17 protein-coding genes are annotated in these 17,760 nt (G+C 55.4%); 2 read left to right on the top strand and 15 right to left on the bottom strand.

Annotated elements, in window-relative coordinates; translation table 11 throughout:
- Positions 1-332 precede the first annotated feature (332 nt).
- The 5 genes from AC3GOJ_RS06165 to hemN form a co-directional block, all read right to left on the bottom strand.
- Positions 333-1,952, bottom strand: coding sequence for an NAD+ synthase (locus tag AC3GOJ_RS06165; RefSeq protein WP_488236592.1), 1,620 nt, complete (start codon positions 1,950-1,952; stop codon positions 333-335).
- 87 nt (positions 1,953-2,039) lie between these two features.
- Positions 2,040-2,573, bottom strand: a complete 534-nt coding sequence (gene ppa / locus AC3GOJ_RS06160) for an inorganic diphosphatase (protein WP_488236591.1) — start codon at positions 2,571-2,573, stop codon at positions 2,040-2,042.
- A 95-nt stretch (positions 2,574-2,668) separates the two neighbouring features.
- Positions 2,669-4,849, bottom strand: a complete 2,181-nt coding sequence (locus tag AC3GOJ_RS06155) for a heavy metal translocating P-type ATPase (RefSeq protein ID WP_488236590.1) — start codon at positions 4,847-4,849, stop codon at positions 2,669-2,671.
- A 1-nt stretch (position 4,850) separates the two neighbouring features.
- On the bottom strand, positions 4,851-5,531 hold the full coding sequence (locus AC3GOJ_RS06150; RefSeq protein WP_488236589.1) for a sulfite exporter TauE/SafE family protein: 681 nt from the start codon (positions 5,529-5,531) through the stop codon (positions 4,851-4,853).
- A 17-nt stretch (positions 5,532-5,548) separates the two neighbouring features.
- Positions 5,549-6,949: an oxygen-independent coproporphyrinogen III oxidase gene (hemN, locus tag AC3GOJ_RS06145; protein WP_488236588.1), complete on the bottom strand. Its 1,401-nt coding sequence runs from the start codon at positions 6,947-6,949 to the stop codon at positions 5,549-5,551.
- Between the two features lie 11 nt (positions 6,950-6,960).
- Between hemN and AC3GOJ_RS06140 the strand changes: the two genes are divergently transcribed.
- Positions 6,961-7,746: a helix-turn-helix domain-containing protein gene (locus AC3GOJ_RS06140; RefSeq protein ID WP_488236587.1), complete on the top strand. Its 786-nt coding sequence runs from the start codon at positions 6,961-6,963 to the stop codon at positions 7,744-7,746.
- 11 nt (positions 7,747-7,757) lie between these two features.
- Positions 7,758-8,201: a universal stress protein gene (locus AC3GOJ_RS06135; protein WP_488236586.1), complete on the top strand. Its 444-nt coding sequence runs from the start codon at positions 7,758-7,760 to the stop codon at positions 8,199-8,201.
- Positions 8,202-8,277: 76 nt separating this feature from the next.
- Here AC3GOJ_RS06135 and AC3GOJ_RS06130 read toward each other — a convergent pair whose 3' ends face one another.
- From AC3GOJ_RS06130 to ispH, 10 genes are all read right to left on the bottom strand, one after another.
- A complete protein-coding gene (locus AC3GOJ_RS06130) occupies positions 8,278-8,412 on the bottom strand; it encodes a DUF3149 domain-containing protein (RefSeq protein ID WP_488236585.1) in 135 nt (44 codons plus the stop codon).
- Positions 8,413-8,442: 30 nt separating this feature from the next.
- On the bottom strand, positions 8,443-8,949 hold the full coding sequence (locus AC3GOJ_RS06125) for a FixH family protein (protein ID WP_488236584.1): 507 nt from the start codon (positions 8,947-8,949) through the stop codon (positions 8,443-8,445).
- Between the two features lie 14 nt (positions 8,950-8,963).
- A complete protein-coding gene (ccoG, locus tag AC3GOJ_RS06120) occupies positions 8,964-10,388 on the bottom strand; it encodes a cytochrome c oxidase accessory protein CcoG (protein ID WP_488236583.1) in 1,425 nt (474 codons plus the stop codon).
- Positions 10,389-10,512: 124 nt separating this feature from the next.
- Positions 10,513-11,412: a cytochrome-c oxidase, cbb3-type subunit III gene (gene ccoP / locus AC3GOJ_RS06115; RefSeq protein WP_488236582.1), complete on the bottom strand. Its 900-nt coding sequence runs from the start codon at positions 11,410-11,412 to the stop codon at positions 10,513-10,515.
- 33 nt (positions 11,413-11,445) lie between these two features.
- Positions 11,446-11,625, bottom strand: coding sequence for a cbb3-type cytochrome oxidase subunit 3 (locus AC3GOJ_RS06110; RefSeq protein ID WP_488236581.1), 180 nt, complete (start codon positions 11,623-11,625; stop codon positions 11,446-11,448).
- Positions 11,626-11,627: 2 nt separating this feature from the next.
- Positions 11,628-12,290: a cytochrome-c oxidase, cbb3-type subunit II gene (gene ccoO / locus AC3GOJ_RS06105; protein ID WP_488236580.1), complete on the bottom strand. Its 663-nt coding sequence runs from the start codon at positions 12,288-12,290 to the stop codon at positions 11,628-11,630.
- A gap of 24 nt (positions 12,291-12,314) precedes the next feature.
- Positions 12,315-13,745, bottom strand: a complete 1,431-nt coding sequence (gene ccoN, locus AC3GOJ_RS06100) for a cytochrome-c oxidase, cbb3-type subunit I (protein WP_488236595.1) — start codon at positions 13,743-13,745, stop codon at positions 12,315-12,317.
- A gap of 355 nt (positions 13,746-14,100) precedes the next feature.
- The gene (gene ccoS / locus AC3GOJ_RS06095; protein WP_488236579.1) at positions 14,101-14,310 is read right to left on the bottom strand and encodes a cbb3-type cytochrome oxidase assembly protein CcoS; all 210 of its coding nucleotides are present in this window, start codon (positions 14,308-14,310) and stop codon (positions 14,101-14,103) included.
- Positions 14,311-14,337: 27 nt separating this feature from the next.
- Positions 14,338-16,812: a heavy metal translocating P-type ATPase gene (locus AC3GOJ_RS06090; protein ID WP_488236578.1), complete on the bottom strand. Its 2,475-nt coding sequence runs from the start codon at positions 16,810-16,812 to the stop codon at positions 14,338-14,340.
- 11 nt (positions 16,813-16,823) lie between these two features.
- Positions 16,824-17,759, bottom strand: coding sequence for a 4-hydroxy-3-methylbut-2-enyl diphosphate reductase (ispH, locus tag AC3GOJ_RS06085; protein ID WP_488236577.1), 936 nt, complete (start codon positions 17,757-17,759; stop codon positions 16,824-16,826).
- Between the last annotated feature and the right edge of the window lies 1 nt (position 17,760).

Genomic DNA, 17,760 nt, shown 5'->3' with positions numbered 1-17,760 from the left:
AGTAAGAAATGGACGATGCCCATCAAAGATTGGAAAGCGGCATTGACTCGGTTTACTATTGAGTTCGGCGATAGACTCGTTGTGAATTAAATGAAACACCGTTTACACAAAAATTCTGACACGCTCTCAGCCGAGCATCAGAAAATGGCTATTCGATTCATTACCTGTTTGCTTAGTAAATAGGTCCACGCCTAAAAAATGGGCAGTAGGCTTTCCGCAATCGGCTCAATTGTTTCTATTCAACTTATTCAGTTGGAAGACAAGCTTTAGTGCACCCTCTGATCTCTCGACAACCATTTAATGCGTTACTCCCGAGCAACCTAACACGGTGTTTACCACTCATCCGCGTATCGATTAGTAATCGGGTAACGCCAATCTTTACCAAAACCACGGCGCGTCAAACGAATACCCACCGGTGACTGACGGCGCTTGTATTCGGAAATCCGCAAGAGACGCACAACGCGACGAACATCGGCCTCCCGATAGCCTTGCGCGACGATATCACGTGGGCTGATATCTTGCTCCATATAGGCCGTCACAATAGCATCCAGCACCTCATACGGCGGCAGAGAATCCTGATCGGTTTGGTCCGGCCGCAGTTCGGCCGACGGCGGACGTTCGATGATGCGCCAGGGAATAATTTCTTTGTCGCGGTTCACCCAGCGAGACACTTCATAGACCTTGGTCTTAAGAAGGTCCTTCAGTACGGCAAAGCCGCCGGCCATATCGCCATACAACGTGCAATAGCCCACCGCCATTTCCGATTTGTTACCGGTGGTCAATACAAGCCAGCCGCTCTTGTTCGAGAGCGCCATCAGCAGATTACCTCGAATCCGTGCCTGCAGATTCTCTTCTGTCGTGTCGGCGGCCTTGCCGACAAAGTACGGTGCCAGCATGCTGTCGTAAGTCTGCATAGCCGGCTGGATATCGACGACATCACCCTGGACCCCCAGGTTGCTACACAGCACCCATGAATCATCAATACTCATCTGGGCGGTATACGGCGACGGCATGATGATGGGCCGCACTCGGTCGGCACCCAGTGCATCGACCGCCACACAGAGCGTGAGCGCGGAATCGATACCCCCGGAAAGTCCCAGATAGGCACCCGCAAAGCTATTCTTCGCGAAGTAGTCACGTACCCCCAGAACCATGGCCTGATAGATCTGTTGATTCAGTTCGGCGTGGGGTGCCAGCGGCGTCTGAGTGGACCAGAGACCCGTTGCTTCATCCAGATCGGCATAGGCCATGGCAGTTTTGAATTGTGGTAACTGCAGTACCGTCTGACCATCCGCCGCGATCAGGCTTGAGCCGCCATCAAAAACAAGCTCATCCTGCCCACCCACAAGATTGCAATACACAATGGCCATGCCGGTTTCAGCGACACGTTGTGCCAGTACGGTCTGACGATCGACCGTTTTATCCAGATGGTAAGGCGATGCATTGAGCACCAATAGCACCTCGGCGCCTGCCGCATGGGCCGCTTTGGCCGGTGCTGCAAACCAGATGTCTTCGCAGATCGCCAGGCCAAAGCGGCGACCGGCATAATCAAAGGTCACCGTTTCGTTGCCCGGCGTGAAATAGCGCAACTCGTCAAAGACTTCGTATTGAGGCAGATGCTGCTTGCGGTAGGTGCAGAGGCGCTTGCCCTCGAATAGCACACTGGCGGCGTTGTAATAGTGCGACCCAGCCTGCTCGGGGTGGCCGACAACAATGGCCATTGCCATATCGGCCGTCTGGCGCGTCAACTCGATGAGCGCCAAGTCAACAGACCGGTAAAAATCAGGACGTAGCAGCAAATCTTCTGGCGGATAGCCGCACAGACTCAGTTCCGGCGTCAGTAGGATATCCGTGCCCTCGGCCTCGGCATGCTGCGCCACTTCGACAATCCGCCGGACATTTCCGGCCAGATCACCGAGCACGACATTCATCTGAGCAACTGCAATCCGCATTCTGGTTTCCTACTGTCCCCGTCAAAGAAATCTCAAAAAAATGGCCCTGACAAGGGTCAGGGCCATTGTACGACTGATGGCTTTAAATTACTTGGCAGCCTTGGCACGCTCGACGCCCGAGGTAATCTCGGCTTTCGCAGCAGCGGCGTCTTTCCAACCCTTGACCTTCACCCACTTACCGGCTTCCAGATCTTTGTAGTGCTCGAAGAAGTGCGTGATCTGCTTGATCAGCAGTTCCGGCAGGTCATCGGTGCTTTGAACCTTGTCATAGATACCAGTGAGCTTGGAAACAGGCACGGCAACCAGCTTGGCATCTTCACCGGCTTCATCTTCCATGGCCAGCATACCGACTGCGCGGCAACGAATCACCACGCCCGGCGGCAGCGGATACGGCGAGACAACCAGCACGTCAACGGGATCACCATCTTCCGACAGGGTCGACGGGATGAAACCGTAGTTGCACGGATAGTGCATCGGCGTGGCAATGAAACGGTCTACAAAAACGGCACCCGAATCCTTGTCCAGCTCGTACTTGATACCCGGTGCATTGGCCGAGATCTCGATGACGACGTTGAAATCGTTCGGGACATCCTTGCCGATGGAAATGTTATCGATGTTCATGTCTTCTCCCTTTTTGGTGTGGTTGTGTGAACGTGCCGTGTGACACGTCCGTAGAGTGGCAATATGGCAACAAACCGGAAAATTATAGCGTCAGATCAGCTTTTTGGCTGCTTACGACGCAATAACAGTGAATTTCCGACGACAGAAATGGAAGAACAGGCCATGGCTGCCCCGGCAATGACCGGGCTGAGCAGACCACTGGCCGCCAACGGAATCGCCAACACATTGTAGATAAACGCAAAAAACAGATTCTGGCGGATTTTAGACAATGTCCGTCGAGACAGCAGAATGGCATCGACAATACCGCTGAGGCGATTATGCATGAGCACGATGCCGGCACTTTCCATGGCGATATCCATACCACCGCCCATCGCCACCCCCACCGAAGCCGAAGCAAGGGCTGGCGCATCATTAATACCATCACCGACCATCATCACACCGGCGGGTTCTGCCGCCAGCAGTGCCCGGACCTCGCCCGCCTTTCCGGCAGGCAGAACTTCTGCCCGCACACGATCCAGGCCCAAACCTTGGGCAATCGTTTCTGCTGCAGCAATTTGGTCACCGGTCAGCATAACGGTGCCCAGGTTCAACTCATGCAGACGTTGAATCGTCTCGGCAGCATCGACCCTGGGGGTATCTGCAAAAGCCAGCAAGGCAAGCGGCTGTTCGTCACGGATCAACACCGACAAGGTTTTGCCGTCTTTGGCCAGCATGAGCGTTGCATCGGCCCAGAAGCCCTGATCCGCATTTGCCCATTGTGTTGACCAGCGCACAACACCATAAGTCTGACCATCCATCACGCCAAACACGCCCTGCCCCGACTCATTGCGATACTGCTCAACCGGGCGCAAAGAGGACACACCAGCCGCCGCACGAATGGCATGCGCGACCGGATGTGCCGACCCCTGCTCCAATGCGGCCGCAAACGCCAGCACCTCATCACGGGCGACCAAGGCCTCCGACGGTAGAACGACATCCGTTAAACGAAGCCGTCCTTCGGTGAGGGTGCCCGTTTTGTCGAAAATAACCGTACGCACCGTGGCAGCTCGCTGTAATGCATCGGCGTCACGCACCAGAATGCCCTGACGCGCCGCTTCGCCAATCCCCACCATAATGGCCGTTGGTGTTGCCAAGCCCAGGGCACACGGGCACGAAATGACCAGCACGGCCACAGCACGCACGACACCGGCATGCCAGTCGCCGAGCCAGAACCCGGTGAACAGCAGGGTCAGCAGCGCGATCAGCACAACCAAGGGCACGAACCAGGCAGACACCTGATCAACGAGTGCCTGCACCGGTGCTCGCGAGCCTTGCGCCTGTGCAACCAGGCGGGCAATGCCGGCCAGCACGGTGCTGCGCCCGACACCGGTGACGCGACAGACCAGCACGCCGTCACCATTGAGCGTTCCGGCATAGACTTTGTCATCCGGCCGCTTTTCAACGGGGACCGGCTCACCGGTCAACATGGCTTCAGACACGGCTGAATCACCATCCAGCACAATGCCATCGACCGGTATCGACTCCCCACTCAGGACACGGACATGAGCACCGGGGCGAATATCACTGATTGGCACTGATTCAAACTGACCCGGCGACTTCTCCAGCCAGGCGGTTTTAGGCGTCAGGTGCAACAAACGCTCAATCGCCGAAGCGCTGGCGCGTCGCGCCCGTGACTCCAGGTGTTTACCCGTCATGATGAGTGCAATCACCACCACCGATGCCTCAAAATACACGTCGGCATGCAGATCAAAGACCAGGATGGCCACCGAATATAGATAAGCGGATAGCGTGCCCAGGCTGACCAGCACATCCATGTTGGAGGTACCCAGGCGCAGCGCATGCCAGGCACCACGATAGAACGGCCAGGCGACCCAGAGCTGGACGGGCGTGGCCAGCAGTAGTTGCCACAGCACCGGGATGTGCATTTCATGCCCCTGGAACCACATCCAGGGCATGATCAGCACCAGAGGCAAGGCACAGGCAATGGCAACCCAGAAACGCAGTTGCTCAAGTCGATCCATCGTTGTGGTGGTGGCCTGCAGTGGGTCAATGACTTCCGTGGCACCATAGCCGGCTGCCTCAATCACCTGAATGACTGTTGCAGGCGTCGTGTCTGTCGGTGCCCGCACAACGGCCTCTTCGGTGGCGAAGTTCACTTCGGCTTCGACGTCTGACAACTGTTCAATCGCTTTTTGCGCGGTGCGTGCACAGTTAGCGCAGCGCAAGCCGGTTAATTTGAAAACATGTTCGACTTTCTGTGCGCCGTTCTCTGCCATGTCAATTCAGACCCTGAAAAACTTGCAAGAGACCATAACTGCCCCAGGCAATCACGAGCAATCCGGCCATCCAGCGCACAGATGACTGACGCAAGCGGTTCAAAACGCCTGCACCCACCCAGCCAGCCAATAATAAATTCGGCAGGGTCCCAAGGGCAAAACCGCCCATCCAGAGCGCCCCGCCCCCAGGATTTGCACTGGCTATCGCGGTGGCTAACGCACTATAAACCAATCCACAGGGCAGAAATCCCCAGGCGAGTCCAACGATCAATGCGCGTAGCGGGGTTGTTACTGGAAAGTATTGGCGTGCTACAGGCTCGATGAAGCGCCAGACAACCTGCCCCCCCTGCTCTAAGGGGCGAACGAGGAAAGGCCATCCCATGAGATACAAGCCCATGCCGACCAACAGCAGATTGGCCAGCCCGAATAACAGGGTTGGCCCGATGCCGAGGACCAAAACCCCCGCAGAGCCCAGGAAGCCGGCGAATGCGCCCAGCAAGACATAGGTCAAACAACGTCCAAGGTTATAAGCCAGCAGTAGCAACGGCCGTTGAGGGCCTGGCACGCCCATCGACAAGGCACTGACGATCCCGCCGCACATGCCCAGACAATGCACGCCCCCCAGCCACCCGATCAGAATGGCTGCAACCCATGGTAGATTTCCGGGTTCTGAGGTAGGCATACGTTGTCACTACACCGTTAAATCACGCGGGAGTACCGCGGCCGGCCAACGGCGGCCTTCTGCCGATCCTGTTGCAGATAATAATCAAACGCCATGGCAATAATCCGCACCAGCAAACGGCCCTTGGCTTCTACTGTGATGCCCTGTGCTGTCATGGTCAATAGCCCCGCCTCGGCCAGCGGCACCAGCTGTGCCAGGGCATCCACGAAATAACTCCGGAAATCAATTGACCAGACTTGCTCGACTTCGGCAAAATCAAGCTTGAAGTGACACATCAGTTCCTGAATCACCGAACGGCGCAAAGCATCGTCATCGTTCATCCGATAACCACGCCGTACCGGCAGATGGCCGGCATCTAGATCGTCGTAGTATTCATCCAGGGTTTTGGCATTCTGTGCATAAACCGGCCCGACTTTGGCAATGGCCGATACCCCGAAGGCCAACAGATCCAGCTCGGCATGTGTGGAATAGCCCTGGAAGTTGCGGTGCAGTTTCCCTGCCTGCTGGGCCAGTGCCAATTCATCATCCGGTCGAGCAAAGTGGTCCATGCCGATAAAGACATAGCCTGCATTGACCAGTGTTTCAACCGCCATCGCCATCAGGGAAAGCTTCTCTTCGGCTTTGGGCAGTTCGGCCTCTTGAATCCGACGCTGCGGCATGAAAATCTGAGGCAGATGCGCATAGCTATACAAGGCAATACGATCAGGCAACAAACTGATCGCTTTATCGAGCGTCGCTTTGAAGCCTTCCAGCGTTTGCCGGGGTAATCCGTAAATCAGATCCACCGAGATGGATTTAAAACCGGCATCGCGTGCAGCCAGCAAAACATCACGTGTCTGCTCAAAGCTCTGGTGACGATTCACCGCCTGTTGCACCTGCGGATCGAAATCCTGAATCCCCAAACTCATCCGGTTAAAACCCAACTCGGCCAGCAGATGGGCTCGACGAGGATCCACCGAGCGGGGATCTATTTCGATGGAATACTCACCCTCCGGAAGAAACTCGAAACGGGATCGCAACATCGTCATCAGACGACGCATTTCATCGTCAGAGAGGAAAGTCGGCGTCCCACCACCCCAATGCAGTTGGGCCACTGACTTGGACCCGCTCAGCGATGCGAGCTGCATGTCAATTTCGCGCGCCAGATAATCCAGATAACGCGATGACTTGTTGTGATCCTTGGTAATGACCTTGTTGCAGCCGCAGTAGTAACAGACCGTGCTACAGAAGGGCAGATGGACATATAATGAAAGCGGTTGGTCGGATGCCGGCCGCTGTTGCAGGGCATCGACCAGAAGCTGGTGGCCCGGATTCGACTGAAACCGGTCAGCGGTTGGATAGGATGTATAGCGGGGGCCGCTGATGTCAAACTGACGGCAGAGAGCCCGATCTACCAGTGCAAGTGTTGAATTGTTCATAGCAGAATTATATGTCCACAAAGCAAGAACAACCGGGTTGTAAGGTAGATTCCGCAACAACATGTCGTAGCGGTGGGCTTGACCTTGCCGAGGTAAAGGCTCAGTGCCAGCACTGTGACATGAATCCGGTCTGCCATCCCCCGACGCTGGATGCCGTCCAACTGGATTCACTGGACCAGTGGTTTCCGACCCGCCGTCGTCTCAAGCGTGGTGAATCACTTTACGAAATCGGCGAACCATTCAACGCCATCTACGCTGTCCGCAGCGGATTCTTCAAAACACTCTTACCCAGTCAGCAGCAGCGTGATCAGGTCACCGGCTTCCAGATGACTGGTGAGATTCTTGGTCTGGATGGTATTGGCAACGGCTTTCACGCCTGCCGCGCCGTGGCGCTGGAAGGCAGCGAAGTCTGCATGATGCCCTACGGTAGTGTCGATGAAATTGCGGCAACCCTGCCAACGCTGCACGCCCATCTGAACAAATTAATGAGTCAGCGTATTGTTCAGGATCAGTCGGCTTTCCAGATCCTGGCGAATTTACGCTCAGAATCGCGTCTGGCAGCCTTCCTGATTGATCTGGGCAAACGATTCTCCAATCTGGGGTATTCACCGAATGCCTTTGTTCTGCGCATGACACGGGAAGAGATTGGCAGCTACCTGGGGCTTTCGCTAGAGACGGTGTCTCGGCTATTTTCTCGCTTTCAGGAAGAAGGCCTCGTTGATGTCCAGACACGTCATCTGCACATCTCCAATCTGGAGGCTCTCAGCGAGTTGGCCTCCGGTCGTCACTCTCATTGAAAGGCTTAACCATGTTCAAGCATCTCCTGATTCCTATCGATGGATCCGAGCTTTCCCTGATGGCCGTGCGTAAAGGCGCGGAGTTTGCGAGTGAAATCAAGGCCACGATCACCCTCCTCTTCGTAAAGCCCGAGTACCCGGTCAGCTACTATGGCGATGGTGCCATGATCGACCCGACAACACCGGAAGAGTTTGGCAAGCTCACCAAAACGATTGCCGACCGCAATCTCAAAGCAGCCGGTGATATCTGCAGCGCAGCGGGCGTCTCGTTCACCCTGGCTAGCGAGACGAGTGATATTCCCTACGAAGTCATTATCAGCACCGCTGAACAGAAGCAGTGCGATCTGATTTTCATGGCATCACACGGACGTCGTGGCATCACGGGCCTGCTGCTCGGCAGCGAAACCCAGAAAGTCCTCACACATTCTAAGACACCGGTTCTGGTCTATCGCTAATCCCTGAACAACAACCAGCAAAAAGCCCGGCACAGTTCGCACTGGCCGGGCTTTTACTTGGATCACCGGAAACGAATTACTCGTCGCTCGGCTTTTCGTTCATTTTCTTATTGAACATGCGACCAAAGAAGATCGACATGCCAATCACGAAAACGATAACAGCCAGACTACCCAGACCAACATCGGTCGTAAACAGTTCTTTCCAAGCCATGATGCGCTCCTTTCTATCAATAAAACAAAATCATTGGGGTCGTGCGTAAATTGTGACACCTGTCTTCGTTTGAATATCCCAAACACCATCCATGCGCCAACCGGCCAAGGGATCTTCGATCACGATCTTCCAGCGGCCTGTACCCGGATTAGCGGTTAACGGGGCACTAAAGACCACTCCCTCGCGATGCAGTATCAATGTCTGATCTTCACCCTTGCGTGTCGGGTGAACCAATCTCACCTGCAGCGTGTCAGGCAACGCTTCCTTTGGTAGACCATTCAGAACCAGCCGCACCGATTTTCCATCGGGCGACACATTCAGTACCGCTTTCAGGTTCAGTTCGGCAGCCAGCTGCTTCTGCTTGAGTTGCTGGTTCACTGATAGCCCAACTTTGTAATAGTTATCGTCGACCAGTCCATCATTGCTTTCAACAGCCAGCCAGGCCGTAATAAAACCGGCAACAATAACCACCGCTGGCCCAGCCATCAGAATCCAGGGCCAACGATGCTTATACCAAGGTTCGGTTTTCAATGTCATCACAACGATCAGGTTTAGTTAGGCTGAATGAAGGTGGATTTCTCGTCACGACGAACATCCGGGTTCTGCGTATCCAGAATAATGAAATTGATCGGATTTGCCCCTGACTTGCCCTCACCTGTAGGCACACGAACGTTAATCGGTTCGGTGACGTTCTGCAGTGGCGGCACCGTAAAGGATTCACGACCGTCCATGCGGATACCTTCAAGCCCTTCCGGCTTCACGGTAAAGGTACGTTCAGTATCCTGCATGTTCATGATGTGCAGCAGGTAGACGTTTTCCGTCATACCATCCCCCACTTCGCGCGACATCACACCACGGTCACGCAGTACATCGACGCGGAGGGGAATCCGGGTACTCAGCGAATAGACAAAGATTGCCGAAATCACCAAGAGGATACCCGTATACAACATGATACGAGGACGCATCACATGACGTAGCATTTCCTTCGACGTGTAGTGCTTGCTGACCGAGTTTTCAGTGGCATAACGGATCAGGCCGCGAGGGTAATCCATCTTGTCCATAATGTCATTACAAGCATCAATACACAGACCACAACCGATGCACTCGTACTGAAGGCCATCACGGATATCGATACCCGTCGGGCATACCTGCACACAAACTTTACAATCGACACAGTCACCCAGACCCTTGGCTTTCGCGTCATCCGATTTACGACGCGGCCCACGGTTTTCACCACGGGCAGCATCATAAGTCACAATGAGGGTATCCGGATCGAACATCACCCCCTGGAAACGGGCATACGGACACATGTACTTACAGACCTGCTCACGCATAAAGCCCGCTTGCAGGAAACAGAAGGCACTGTAGAACACCACCCAGAAAGCCGACCAGCCACTAATCGTCAGCGTGAGGAGATCATGCATCAGATCACGCATCGGCATGAAATAGCCAACGAAGGTGATACCTGTCCACAAAGACAGGATGCCCCACAGGAAAAACTTGCTGACCTTGATACGTAACTTGCGAGCCGTCATCGGAGACTGGTCAAGCTTGATCCGTGCGTTACGATCCCCTTCAAGCTTATTTTCAATCCACATGAAGATTTCGGTATAAACCGTTTGCGGGCAGGCATAGCCGCAGAACAACCTACCCGCTGCGGCCGTAAAGAGGAACAAACCGAAAGCCGACAACAGTAGAATGACCGACAGGTAGATCACATCTTGTGGCCAGAGGACCAGGTCAAAAATGTAGAATTTTCGTTCGTTCAGATCCAGCAGTAGCGCCTGACGGCCGTTCCACTGCAACCATGGACCGAAATAAAAAATAGCCTGCGTCAGAAATACCAGATACCAGCGCAGGGTATTAAATTTACCCTTAGTTTCGCGGGCATAAATTTTCTTATGCTTGGCGTAGAGCGATTGCTCAATCACATCGGGTTCAGACGCTTTTTTGGGGCTTTGCTCTTGCTGAGTCATGAATCACTTCCGTATGTCTGTTGCAACACCAACATTCTACGCTCTTATATATCGTTACGGTCCAACAAAAAACAAACGCCCCACCGGCAAACCAGCGGGGCGTATGCGTCATGCGATCACCTGATTACTTGGCAGCCGGTTTCTGCGACAGGCTATACACGTAAGCAGACAGCAGCTTCAGTTTGCCTTCGTTCAGACGCTCGCCAAATGCAGGCATCATGTTCTGACGGCCATTAAGAATAGTTTCTGTAATGGTCTTTTCCGAGCTGCCATACAACCAGACATTGTCTGTCAGGTTCGGTGCACCAATCGCCTGGTTACCCTTGCCATCGGCACCGTGACAACCGGCACAACCCGACGATGCAAAGAGTTCCTTACCTTTGGCAGCGGACAGCGAGTCATTAGCCAAACCCGACATCGAACGCACGTAGTTGGCCAGATCCTTGATAGCCTCGTTACCCAGATGGGCATGCGGCGGCATCATGCCATTACGGCCGGCCGTAATGGTTTGCAGAATGGTCTCTGGCGAACCACCATACAGCCAGTCGTTGTCGGTCAGGTTCGGGAAACCTTTCGCACCGCGGGCATCAGAGCCATGACACTGGTAGCAGTAGGTCAGATACAGACGCTTACCCACTTCAAGAGCCTGCGGATCCTGTGCAAGGTCGGTGATCGGCGTTTGTGCATACTTGGCAAACAACGGACCATACTGCTCATCGGCCTTGTTGACTTCCTTCTGCCACTGCCCAGCCGACGACCAGTCCAGCGCACCCTTGTTGTTACCCAGAGCCGGATACAGGAACACGTAGGCCAGCGCAAAAATGACCGTGATCCAGAACAGGCCCATCCACCACTTCGGCAGCGGGTTGTTGTATTCCTCAAGGCCATCCCACTCGTGACCGGTGGTTTCGACCTTGCCCTTGGGCAGTTTCACCCGGCTTTGGTTCCAGAGAATGAAACCGCAACCAAGGATGCTGCCCAGCACCACGATGGTGACGATAATTGAAGCAACACTAGTTAGCATGATGATTCTTCCGTAAGTTCGTAACGGGTTGGATTACTTCAGCGTTTCTTCGCGGGCCTCGTCCTGCTTGGCCTGCTCCAGGGTTTCAAACGGAATCCGGGATGCCACATCAAATCCCGGCTTCGACTTCCGATTGAATGCCCAGAAGATAATGGCGACGAAGGCAATGAAAGACACCACCGTCACCACAACACGAAGATCGTTCTGATCCATATTTACTGAGCCGCCGCAGGTGCTGCTGGTACCGAGGTCGCTGCAGCCGTGTTCGGCAATAGCGTACCTAGACCCTGCAGATAAGCCACCAGGACGTCCATTTCGGTCTTGTCACCGATGGCGTCCTTAGCACCAGCAATCTCTTCGTCCGTGTACGGAACGCCCACACGACGTAGTGCGGTCATCTTGGCATCCGCATCGGCGCCCACCGTGGCCGAAGCCTTTGTGGTCAACAGGTGCGGATACGCTGGCATGTTGGACTCTGGCACCACATCACGCGGGTTATTCAGGTGAGCCACGTGCCAGGCATCCGAATAACGGTTGCCTACGCGGGCCAGATCCGGACCGGTACGCTTCGAGCCCCACTGGAACGGGTGGTCGTAAACCGATTCACCGCCCACCGAGTAGTGACCATAACGCTCTGTTTCGGCACGGAACGGACGAATCATCTGCGAGTGGCAGTTGTAGCAGCCTTCGCGGATGTAGATGTCACGACCAACCAGACGGACGGCATCATAAGGCTTGAGGCCTTCGATTGGCGTCGTCGTGGATTTTTGCCAGAAGAGCGGGATGATCTCGATGGCACCACCAACCAGAACGGTCAGGAATGTCAGAACGATCAGCAACCCTACTTTGCGCTCAACGAGTTCTTGTGTAATTTTCATCGTAATTCTCCGATTCAGCTGCGCTTAGTGATGGGCCGGTGCCGGAACGGCAGCGTCATTCACCATACGGGCACCCTGCATCGTCTTGAGCACGTTGTACAGCATGAGCAACATGCCACTCAGGAACATCACACCGCCCAGGACACGAATGGCCCAGAATGGGTAGCTGGCCTTCACGCTTTCGATGAAGCTGTAAGTCAGCGTGCCATCGGCGTTCACTGCGCGCCACATCAGACCCTGCATCACGCCCGAGATCCACATCGAGGCAATGTACAGAACCACACCAATCGTGGCGATCCAGAAGTGCGCCGTTACCAGCTTGGTGCTATACATTTCCTGCTTGCCCACCAGCTTCGGAATCAGGAAGTAGATCGAACCGATCGACACCATGGCCACCCAACCCAGGGCACCCGAGTGCACGTGACCCACGGTCCAGTCAGTGTAGTGCGACAGGGCATTCACGGTCTTGATCGCCATCATCGGACCTTCAAAGGTCGACATGCCGTAGAACGACAGCGAGGTGATCAGGAACTTCAGGATGGGATCATCACGCAGCTTGTGCCATGCGCCCGACAGCGTCATGATGCCGTTGATCATGCCGCCCCACGACGGTGCCAGCAGAATCAGCGAGAAAACCATGCCCAGCGACTGAGTCCAGTCCGGCAGCGCGGTGTAGTGCAGATGGTGCGGACCCGCCCACATGTAGGTGAAGATCAGGGCCCAGAAGTGAACTACCGACAGACGGTACGAGTAGACCGGACGACCCGCCTGTTTCGGCACAAAGTAGTACATCATGCCCAGGAAGCCAGCAGTCAGGAAGAAGCCTACGGCGTTGTGACCATACCACCACTGAACCATGGCATCCTGCGCACCGTAGTATGCCGAATACGACTTCATGCCGAACAGGTTCACCGGAATTTCGGCACTGTTCACAATGTGCAACAGTGCAACGGCAATAATGAAGGCACCGTAAAACCAGTTAGCCACATAAATGTGACCGACTTTACGCTTGGCGATCGTACCGAAGAACACGATGGCGTAGGCAACCCAAACCACGGCGATCAGGATGTCAATCGGCCATTCCAGTTCGGCATATTCCTTACCGGATGTCATGCCGAGTGGCAGCGTAATGGCAGCCAGCACGATAATTGCCTGCCAGCCCCAGAAGGTAAAGGCAGCAAGCTTATCGCAGAAAATGCGGGTGTAGCAGGTGCGCTGAACCACGTAGTAAGACGTTGCGAACAACGCACAGCCACCGAATGCAAAAATAACCGCATTGGTGTGCAGCGGACGCAGACGGCCGAAAGTCAGCCAGGGAGCGAAATTGAGTTCAGGCCAGACGAGCTGGGCGGCGACTATCACACCAACCAGCATGCCGACGATCCCCCAGATCACCGTCATAACGGCAAACTGCCGAACAATCTTGTAGTTATATACAGATTGCGTATCCGACATTACAGACATAGGACGCACCTCTTTGATTAAACAAACATCGTGATTTTGCACGCAAAGCGTACCTTAACAAAGGCTTAATTCTAACTGAATAACAGTTCTTTGACCTAGATCAAATTCTCAGATAGCCCTGTGACCCAAGGCAAAAGGGCAAAAAAAAAAGGTGCACTGCCTGAACAGCGCACCCCAACCCCAACAGAGAAGCAGAATCTGGGCATCAGCCCGAACAACCCTGCGAGGCAAAGTATGCGTATATCTGATGTCTGATACAAGAGTGATTCAGTCGCGATTGATGCAATCCACCGACTATTTCACTTCTTTTTGATCTGCGTCAATAAACGCTGCGCCGCAACAACGGTCAATCAGGCATTCGAGCGTCGGAAGATGCCGATGGCGTCGTCTTATTTGACAAATCCGGTGATTTTGAGGCATCCCGATCCATCAGAATCCGGTGCGCCGGTCCTTCCAGATCGTCAAATTGCCCCGAACGCACCGACCACCAGAACAGACCGGCAATCACAAAAACCAGAATGATGGATACGGGGATCAGCAGATAAAGGGATTCCATAACTTCGGATTCTGCCCGAATGCGGCGTTATTCGCCAATTTTCAGGCGCTGCAGACGTAGCGAGTTGAGCACCACCCATAGCGAGCTCAGCGACATCCCCAGCCCTGCCAGCCAGGGCGTCAATAAACCGCTCATGGCTACCGGCAATGCAACCGCGTTATAAATGATCGCCCACCAGAGGTTTTCACGAATAATCCGCCGGGTGGCTCGTGACAACCGGATAGTACCCGGAAGCACCCGCAGATGTTGTCCGAGGAGCACGCAGTCCGCCTGCGTCCGGGCCAGCTCGGTCCCCTCACCCATCGCCACTGAGACCTGGGCGTGCGCCAGTACCGGTGCATCGTTGACACCGTCCCCCACCATACAGACCACCCTACCCGATGCCTGCAGTGCGGCCACTCGTGCCAGTTTGCTATCCGGCGTCTCACGTCCAGTCGCCTGTTCAATTCCCACCGTACCTGCAATGTGCTTCACCGTCGCCGAAGCATCACCCGACAGCAGTGAGACCTGACAACCCATGTCGGACAACTCACGTACGGCCATCGACGCATCCGGGCGAACCTGATCGGCAATCACAAACCTAGCCAGCCACTGGCCGGCGGCTCCTAGATAAAGCGTCGTGCCCGTCGCCTCATGATGATCGAACTCTGGTAATTCCGGGCACCCGACCAGCACCGCAACAAAATCCTGGTGGCCGATACGCATTGCTCGACCCTCAACGGTTGCCTCAATCCCAGCCGCCGTCTCATGACGCGCTCCCGTGGCCGGATATCGTGGCAAATCTTCGGTCGCCCGGCAAATGGCGATTCCCAGTGGATGTGACGACGACTGCTCCAGGCTGCCCGCCAGCGCCAGACAGCGTCGTTCGTCTACATCAGACAGGGCATCAACCCGTAACACACGCATACTGCCTGTGGTCAGTGTTCCTGTTTTATCTAGGACGACATCCGTGACCTGTGCCAGCGTTTCTACCGCGTGACCTCGTGTCACAAGCAGCCCTTCCCGCGCCAGCCGTCCGGTGGCAATCGTCAACGCCACTGGCGTCGCCAATGACAAGGCACATGGACAACTCACCACCAGAACCGCGACCGTCACGGGCAATGCCTGGGACGGATCAATCTGCCACCAGATGACGGCCGTAAGCGCCGCCAGCGCCAGCAACCCCCAGAGGAACCAGGATGCGACACGATCTGCCGTTGTTACCGCCACCGGCTTTTCCAGCGCACCACGCTCCATCAATTTCAGAATCGCCGAGAGTCGGGTTGACTCGCCCACCTGTGTCACACGCAACGTCAATGGGCTGGCAATATTCAACGAGCCACCGGTGACGCTGGCACCGACTTTTTTTTCAACCGGCAGAGATTCGCCGGTGAGCAGGGATTCGTCCACACTGCTATCCCCGTCAATCACACAGCCGTCGGCCGGTACCTGAGTTCCCGGTTTGACGAGCACCCGGTCCCCAATCTGCAGGGCAGAGACCAGTACCCGCTCGGTCTGATCCGGTGCACCGGCTTCGACCAAGCGATCAGCAAAGGCAGGTGCCAGGCGCCCAAGCTCTTCCGTCGCCCGTAACGCCTTCTGCCGGGCCAGCAACTCCAGGTAGCGCCCGCCCAGCAGGAAAAAGACAAACATATTGATCGAGTCGTAATACACGTGCCCGTTATTGCTCAGCGTCGCCCAGACACTAGCGACAAAGGCAGCACCGATGCCTAAGGCCACCGGCGTATCCATGCCAACTCGCCGAAAACGAATATCGCGCCAGGCATTGCGGAAAAACGGGCCACAGGCATAAAGAATGACCGGTAAAGTCAGCATCAGACTGGACCAGCGCAGCAACACCTCGACGTCCGGCGTTAAATCCCCATCACCGGCTACGTAAGTGGGATAGGCGTACATCATGACCTGCATCATGCCCAAGCCAGAGACGGCAAGGCGCCAGAGCATAGCCCGCCGCTCTTTCTGGGCGACGGCTTCCTGCCGGGCAGGATCAAACGGATGGGCGCGGTAACCGATCTCGGAAATCGCCTTGAGAATCTGTGACAGCGCAATCTGCCGGTCGTCCCAACGAACCCGGGCTCGACGGGTCGTGTAGTTCACTTCGACTGCCAATACGCCCGGCAAACGGGCCACATGCTGTTCGTTCAGCCAGACACAAGCCGCACAGGTGATACCCTCGAGGACCAATGCTGCTTCCTGCTCGTGCTCACCCAATGCACGGACAAAGGTCTTCTGAAACTCGGCCTGATCATAAAGGGCCAGAGAATCAAGAATCTCCGGGCGCACTCCTGCAGACCAATCGCGCGGCGACTCGGGCATGGCATCCCGATTCAGGTAGTACGCGCTCAGTCCATTCGCAACGATCGCTTCGGCAACTGCCCGACAGCCCTCACAACACATGGCCCTCGGCTGCTCGCCCACCGAAACCTCGAGTTTCACCCCGGGCGGAATCGGCAATCCACAGTGGTAACACGCTGCGTGGCTGACTGTTTCCGGGGTGGACATCATGTTCTCGATCAGCGCAACCCGCTGGGCAGCGCGAATTTAACGTCTTCGATGACACCATCCAGGTTCAGGGCCGCGCCAGCACCCAAGGCTTTCAGGCGCACAATGACTTCTTCAACCAGCACTTCCGGAGCGGAAGCGCCTGCGGTCACGCCAATCCGCGGCGCACCCGCCAACCAAGCTGGGTCAATGTTTTCGGCCCGATCAATCAGGTAGGCCTGCCGGCCCATCAATGCCGCGACCTCTCGCAAACGATTCGAGTTGGAACTTGTCACCGAACCCACCACCAGCACCAGATCACAGTTTTCTGCCAGCGTCCTGACGGCGTCCTGCCGATTCTGGGTGGCGTAACAGATGTCATCTTTTTTCGGGCCGACAATGGCCGGGAACCGCTGACGCAAAGCATCAACAATCACCGCTGCATCATCCACCGACAACGTGGTCTGGGTGACATAAGCCAGCTTGGCCGAATCTTTCACCTGCAGCAAGGCAATATCTTCGACGCATTCCACTAGATACATGCCATCGGTGGACTGCCCCATCGTACCCTCGACTTCCGGATGGCCCTTGTGGCCAATCATGATGATTTCTCGATCTTCCGCCCGCATACGCGACACTTCGACATGCACTTTGGTGACTAACGGACAGGTCGCATCAAAAATCCGTAGACCACGGTCAGCAGCTTCATCTCGTACGGATTTCGGCACGCCATGGGCACTGAAGATCAATGTGGCGCCGGCCGGTACCTCGGATAGCGCTTCTATAAAGATGGCGCCTCGTTCACGCAAACCTTCCACCACAAACTTGTTGTGGACCACTTCATGACGAACATAAATGGGCGCCCCAAACTGGTCTAGTGCTCGTTCCACAATGGCAATCGCCCGCTCGACGCCGGCACAGAAGCCACGTGGGTTGGCCAGAACAATCGGCATGGTTTTAGCGTTCATG

The sequence above is a fragment of the Fluviibacter sp. genome, assembly GCF_057744235.1.
This window is presented reverse-complemented; position numbering and strand designations above follow the sequence as displayed.

Bases quoted from the DNA above. Each gene is read 5' to 3' on its own strand.
- AC3GOJ_RS06165 (WP_488236592.1), bottom strand. From the start codon at position 1,952: ATGCGGATTGCAGTTGCTCAGATGAATGTCGTGCTCGGTGATCTGGCC.
- ppa (WP_488236591.1), bottom strand. From the start codon at position 2,573: ATGAACATCGATAACATTTCCATCGGCAAGGATGTCCCGAACGATTTC.
- AC3GOJ_RS06155 (WP_488236590.1), bottom strand. From the start codon at position 4,849: ATGGCAGAGAACGGCGCACAGAAAGTCGAACATGTTTTCAAATTAACC.
- AC3GOJ_RS06150 (WP_488236589.1), bottom strand. From the start codon at position 5,531: ATGCCTACCTCAGAACCCGGAAATCTACCATGGGTTGCAGCCATTCTG.
- hemN (WP_488236588.1), bottom strand. From the start codon at position 6,949: ATGAACAATTCAACACTTGCACTGGTAGATCGGGCTCTCTGCCGTCAG.
- AC3GOJ_RS06140 (WP_488236587.1), top strand. From the start codon at position 6,961: ATGTCCACAAAGCAAGAACAACCGGGTTGTAAGGTAGATTCCGCAACA.
- AC3GOJ_RS06135 (WP_488236586.1), top strand. From the start codon at position 7,758: ATGTTCAAGCATCTCCTGATTCCTATCGATGGATCCGAGCTTTCCCTG.
- AC3GOJ_RS06130 (WP_488236585.1), bottom strand. From the start codon at position 8,412: ATGGCTTGGAAAGAACTGTTTACGACCGATGTTGGTCTGGGTAGTCTG.
- AC3GOJ_RS06125 (WP_488236584.1), bottom strand. From the start codon at position 8,949: ATGACATTGAAAACCGAACCTTGGTATAAGCATCGTTGGCCCTGGATT.
- ccoG (WP_488236583.1), bottom strand. From the start codon at position 10,388: ATGACTCAGCAAGAGCAAAGCCCCAAAAAAGCGTCTGAACCCGATGTG.
- ccoP (WP_488236582.1), bottom strand. From the start codon at position 11,412: ATGCTAACTAGTGTTGCTTCAATTATCGTCACCATCGTGGTGCTGGGC.
- AC3GOJ_RS06110 (WP_488236581.1), bottom strand. From the start codon at position 11,625: ATGGATCAGAACGATCTTCGTGTTGTGGTGACGGTGGTGTCTTTCATT.
- ccoO (WP_488236580.1), bottom strand. From the start codon at position 12,290: ATGAAAATTACACAAGAACTCGTTGAGCGCAAAGTAGGGTTGCTGATC.
- ccoN (WP_488236595.1), bottom strand. From the start codon at position 13,745: ATGTCGGATACGCAATCTGTATATAACTACAAGATTGTTCGGCAGTTT.
- ccoS (WP_488236579.1), bottom strand. From the start codon at position 14,310: ATGGAATCCCTTTATCTGCTGATCCCCGTATCCATCATTCTGGTTTTT.
- AC3GOJ_RS06090 (WP_488236578.1), bottom strand. From the start codon at position 16,812: ATGTCCACCCCGGAAACAGTCAGCCACGCAGCGTGTTACCACTGTGGA.
- ispH (WP_488236577.1), bottom strand. From the start codon at position 17,759: ATGAACGCTAAAACCATGCCGATTGTTCTGGCCAACCCACGTGGCTTC.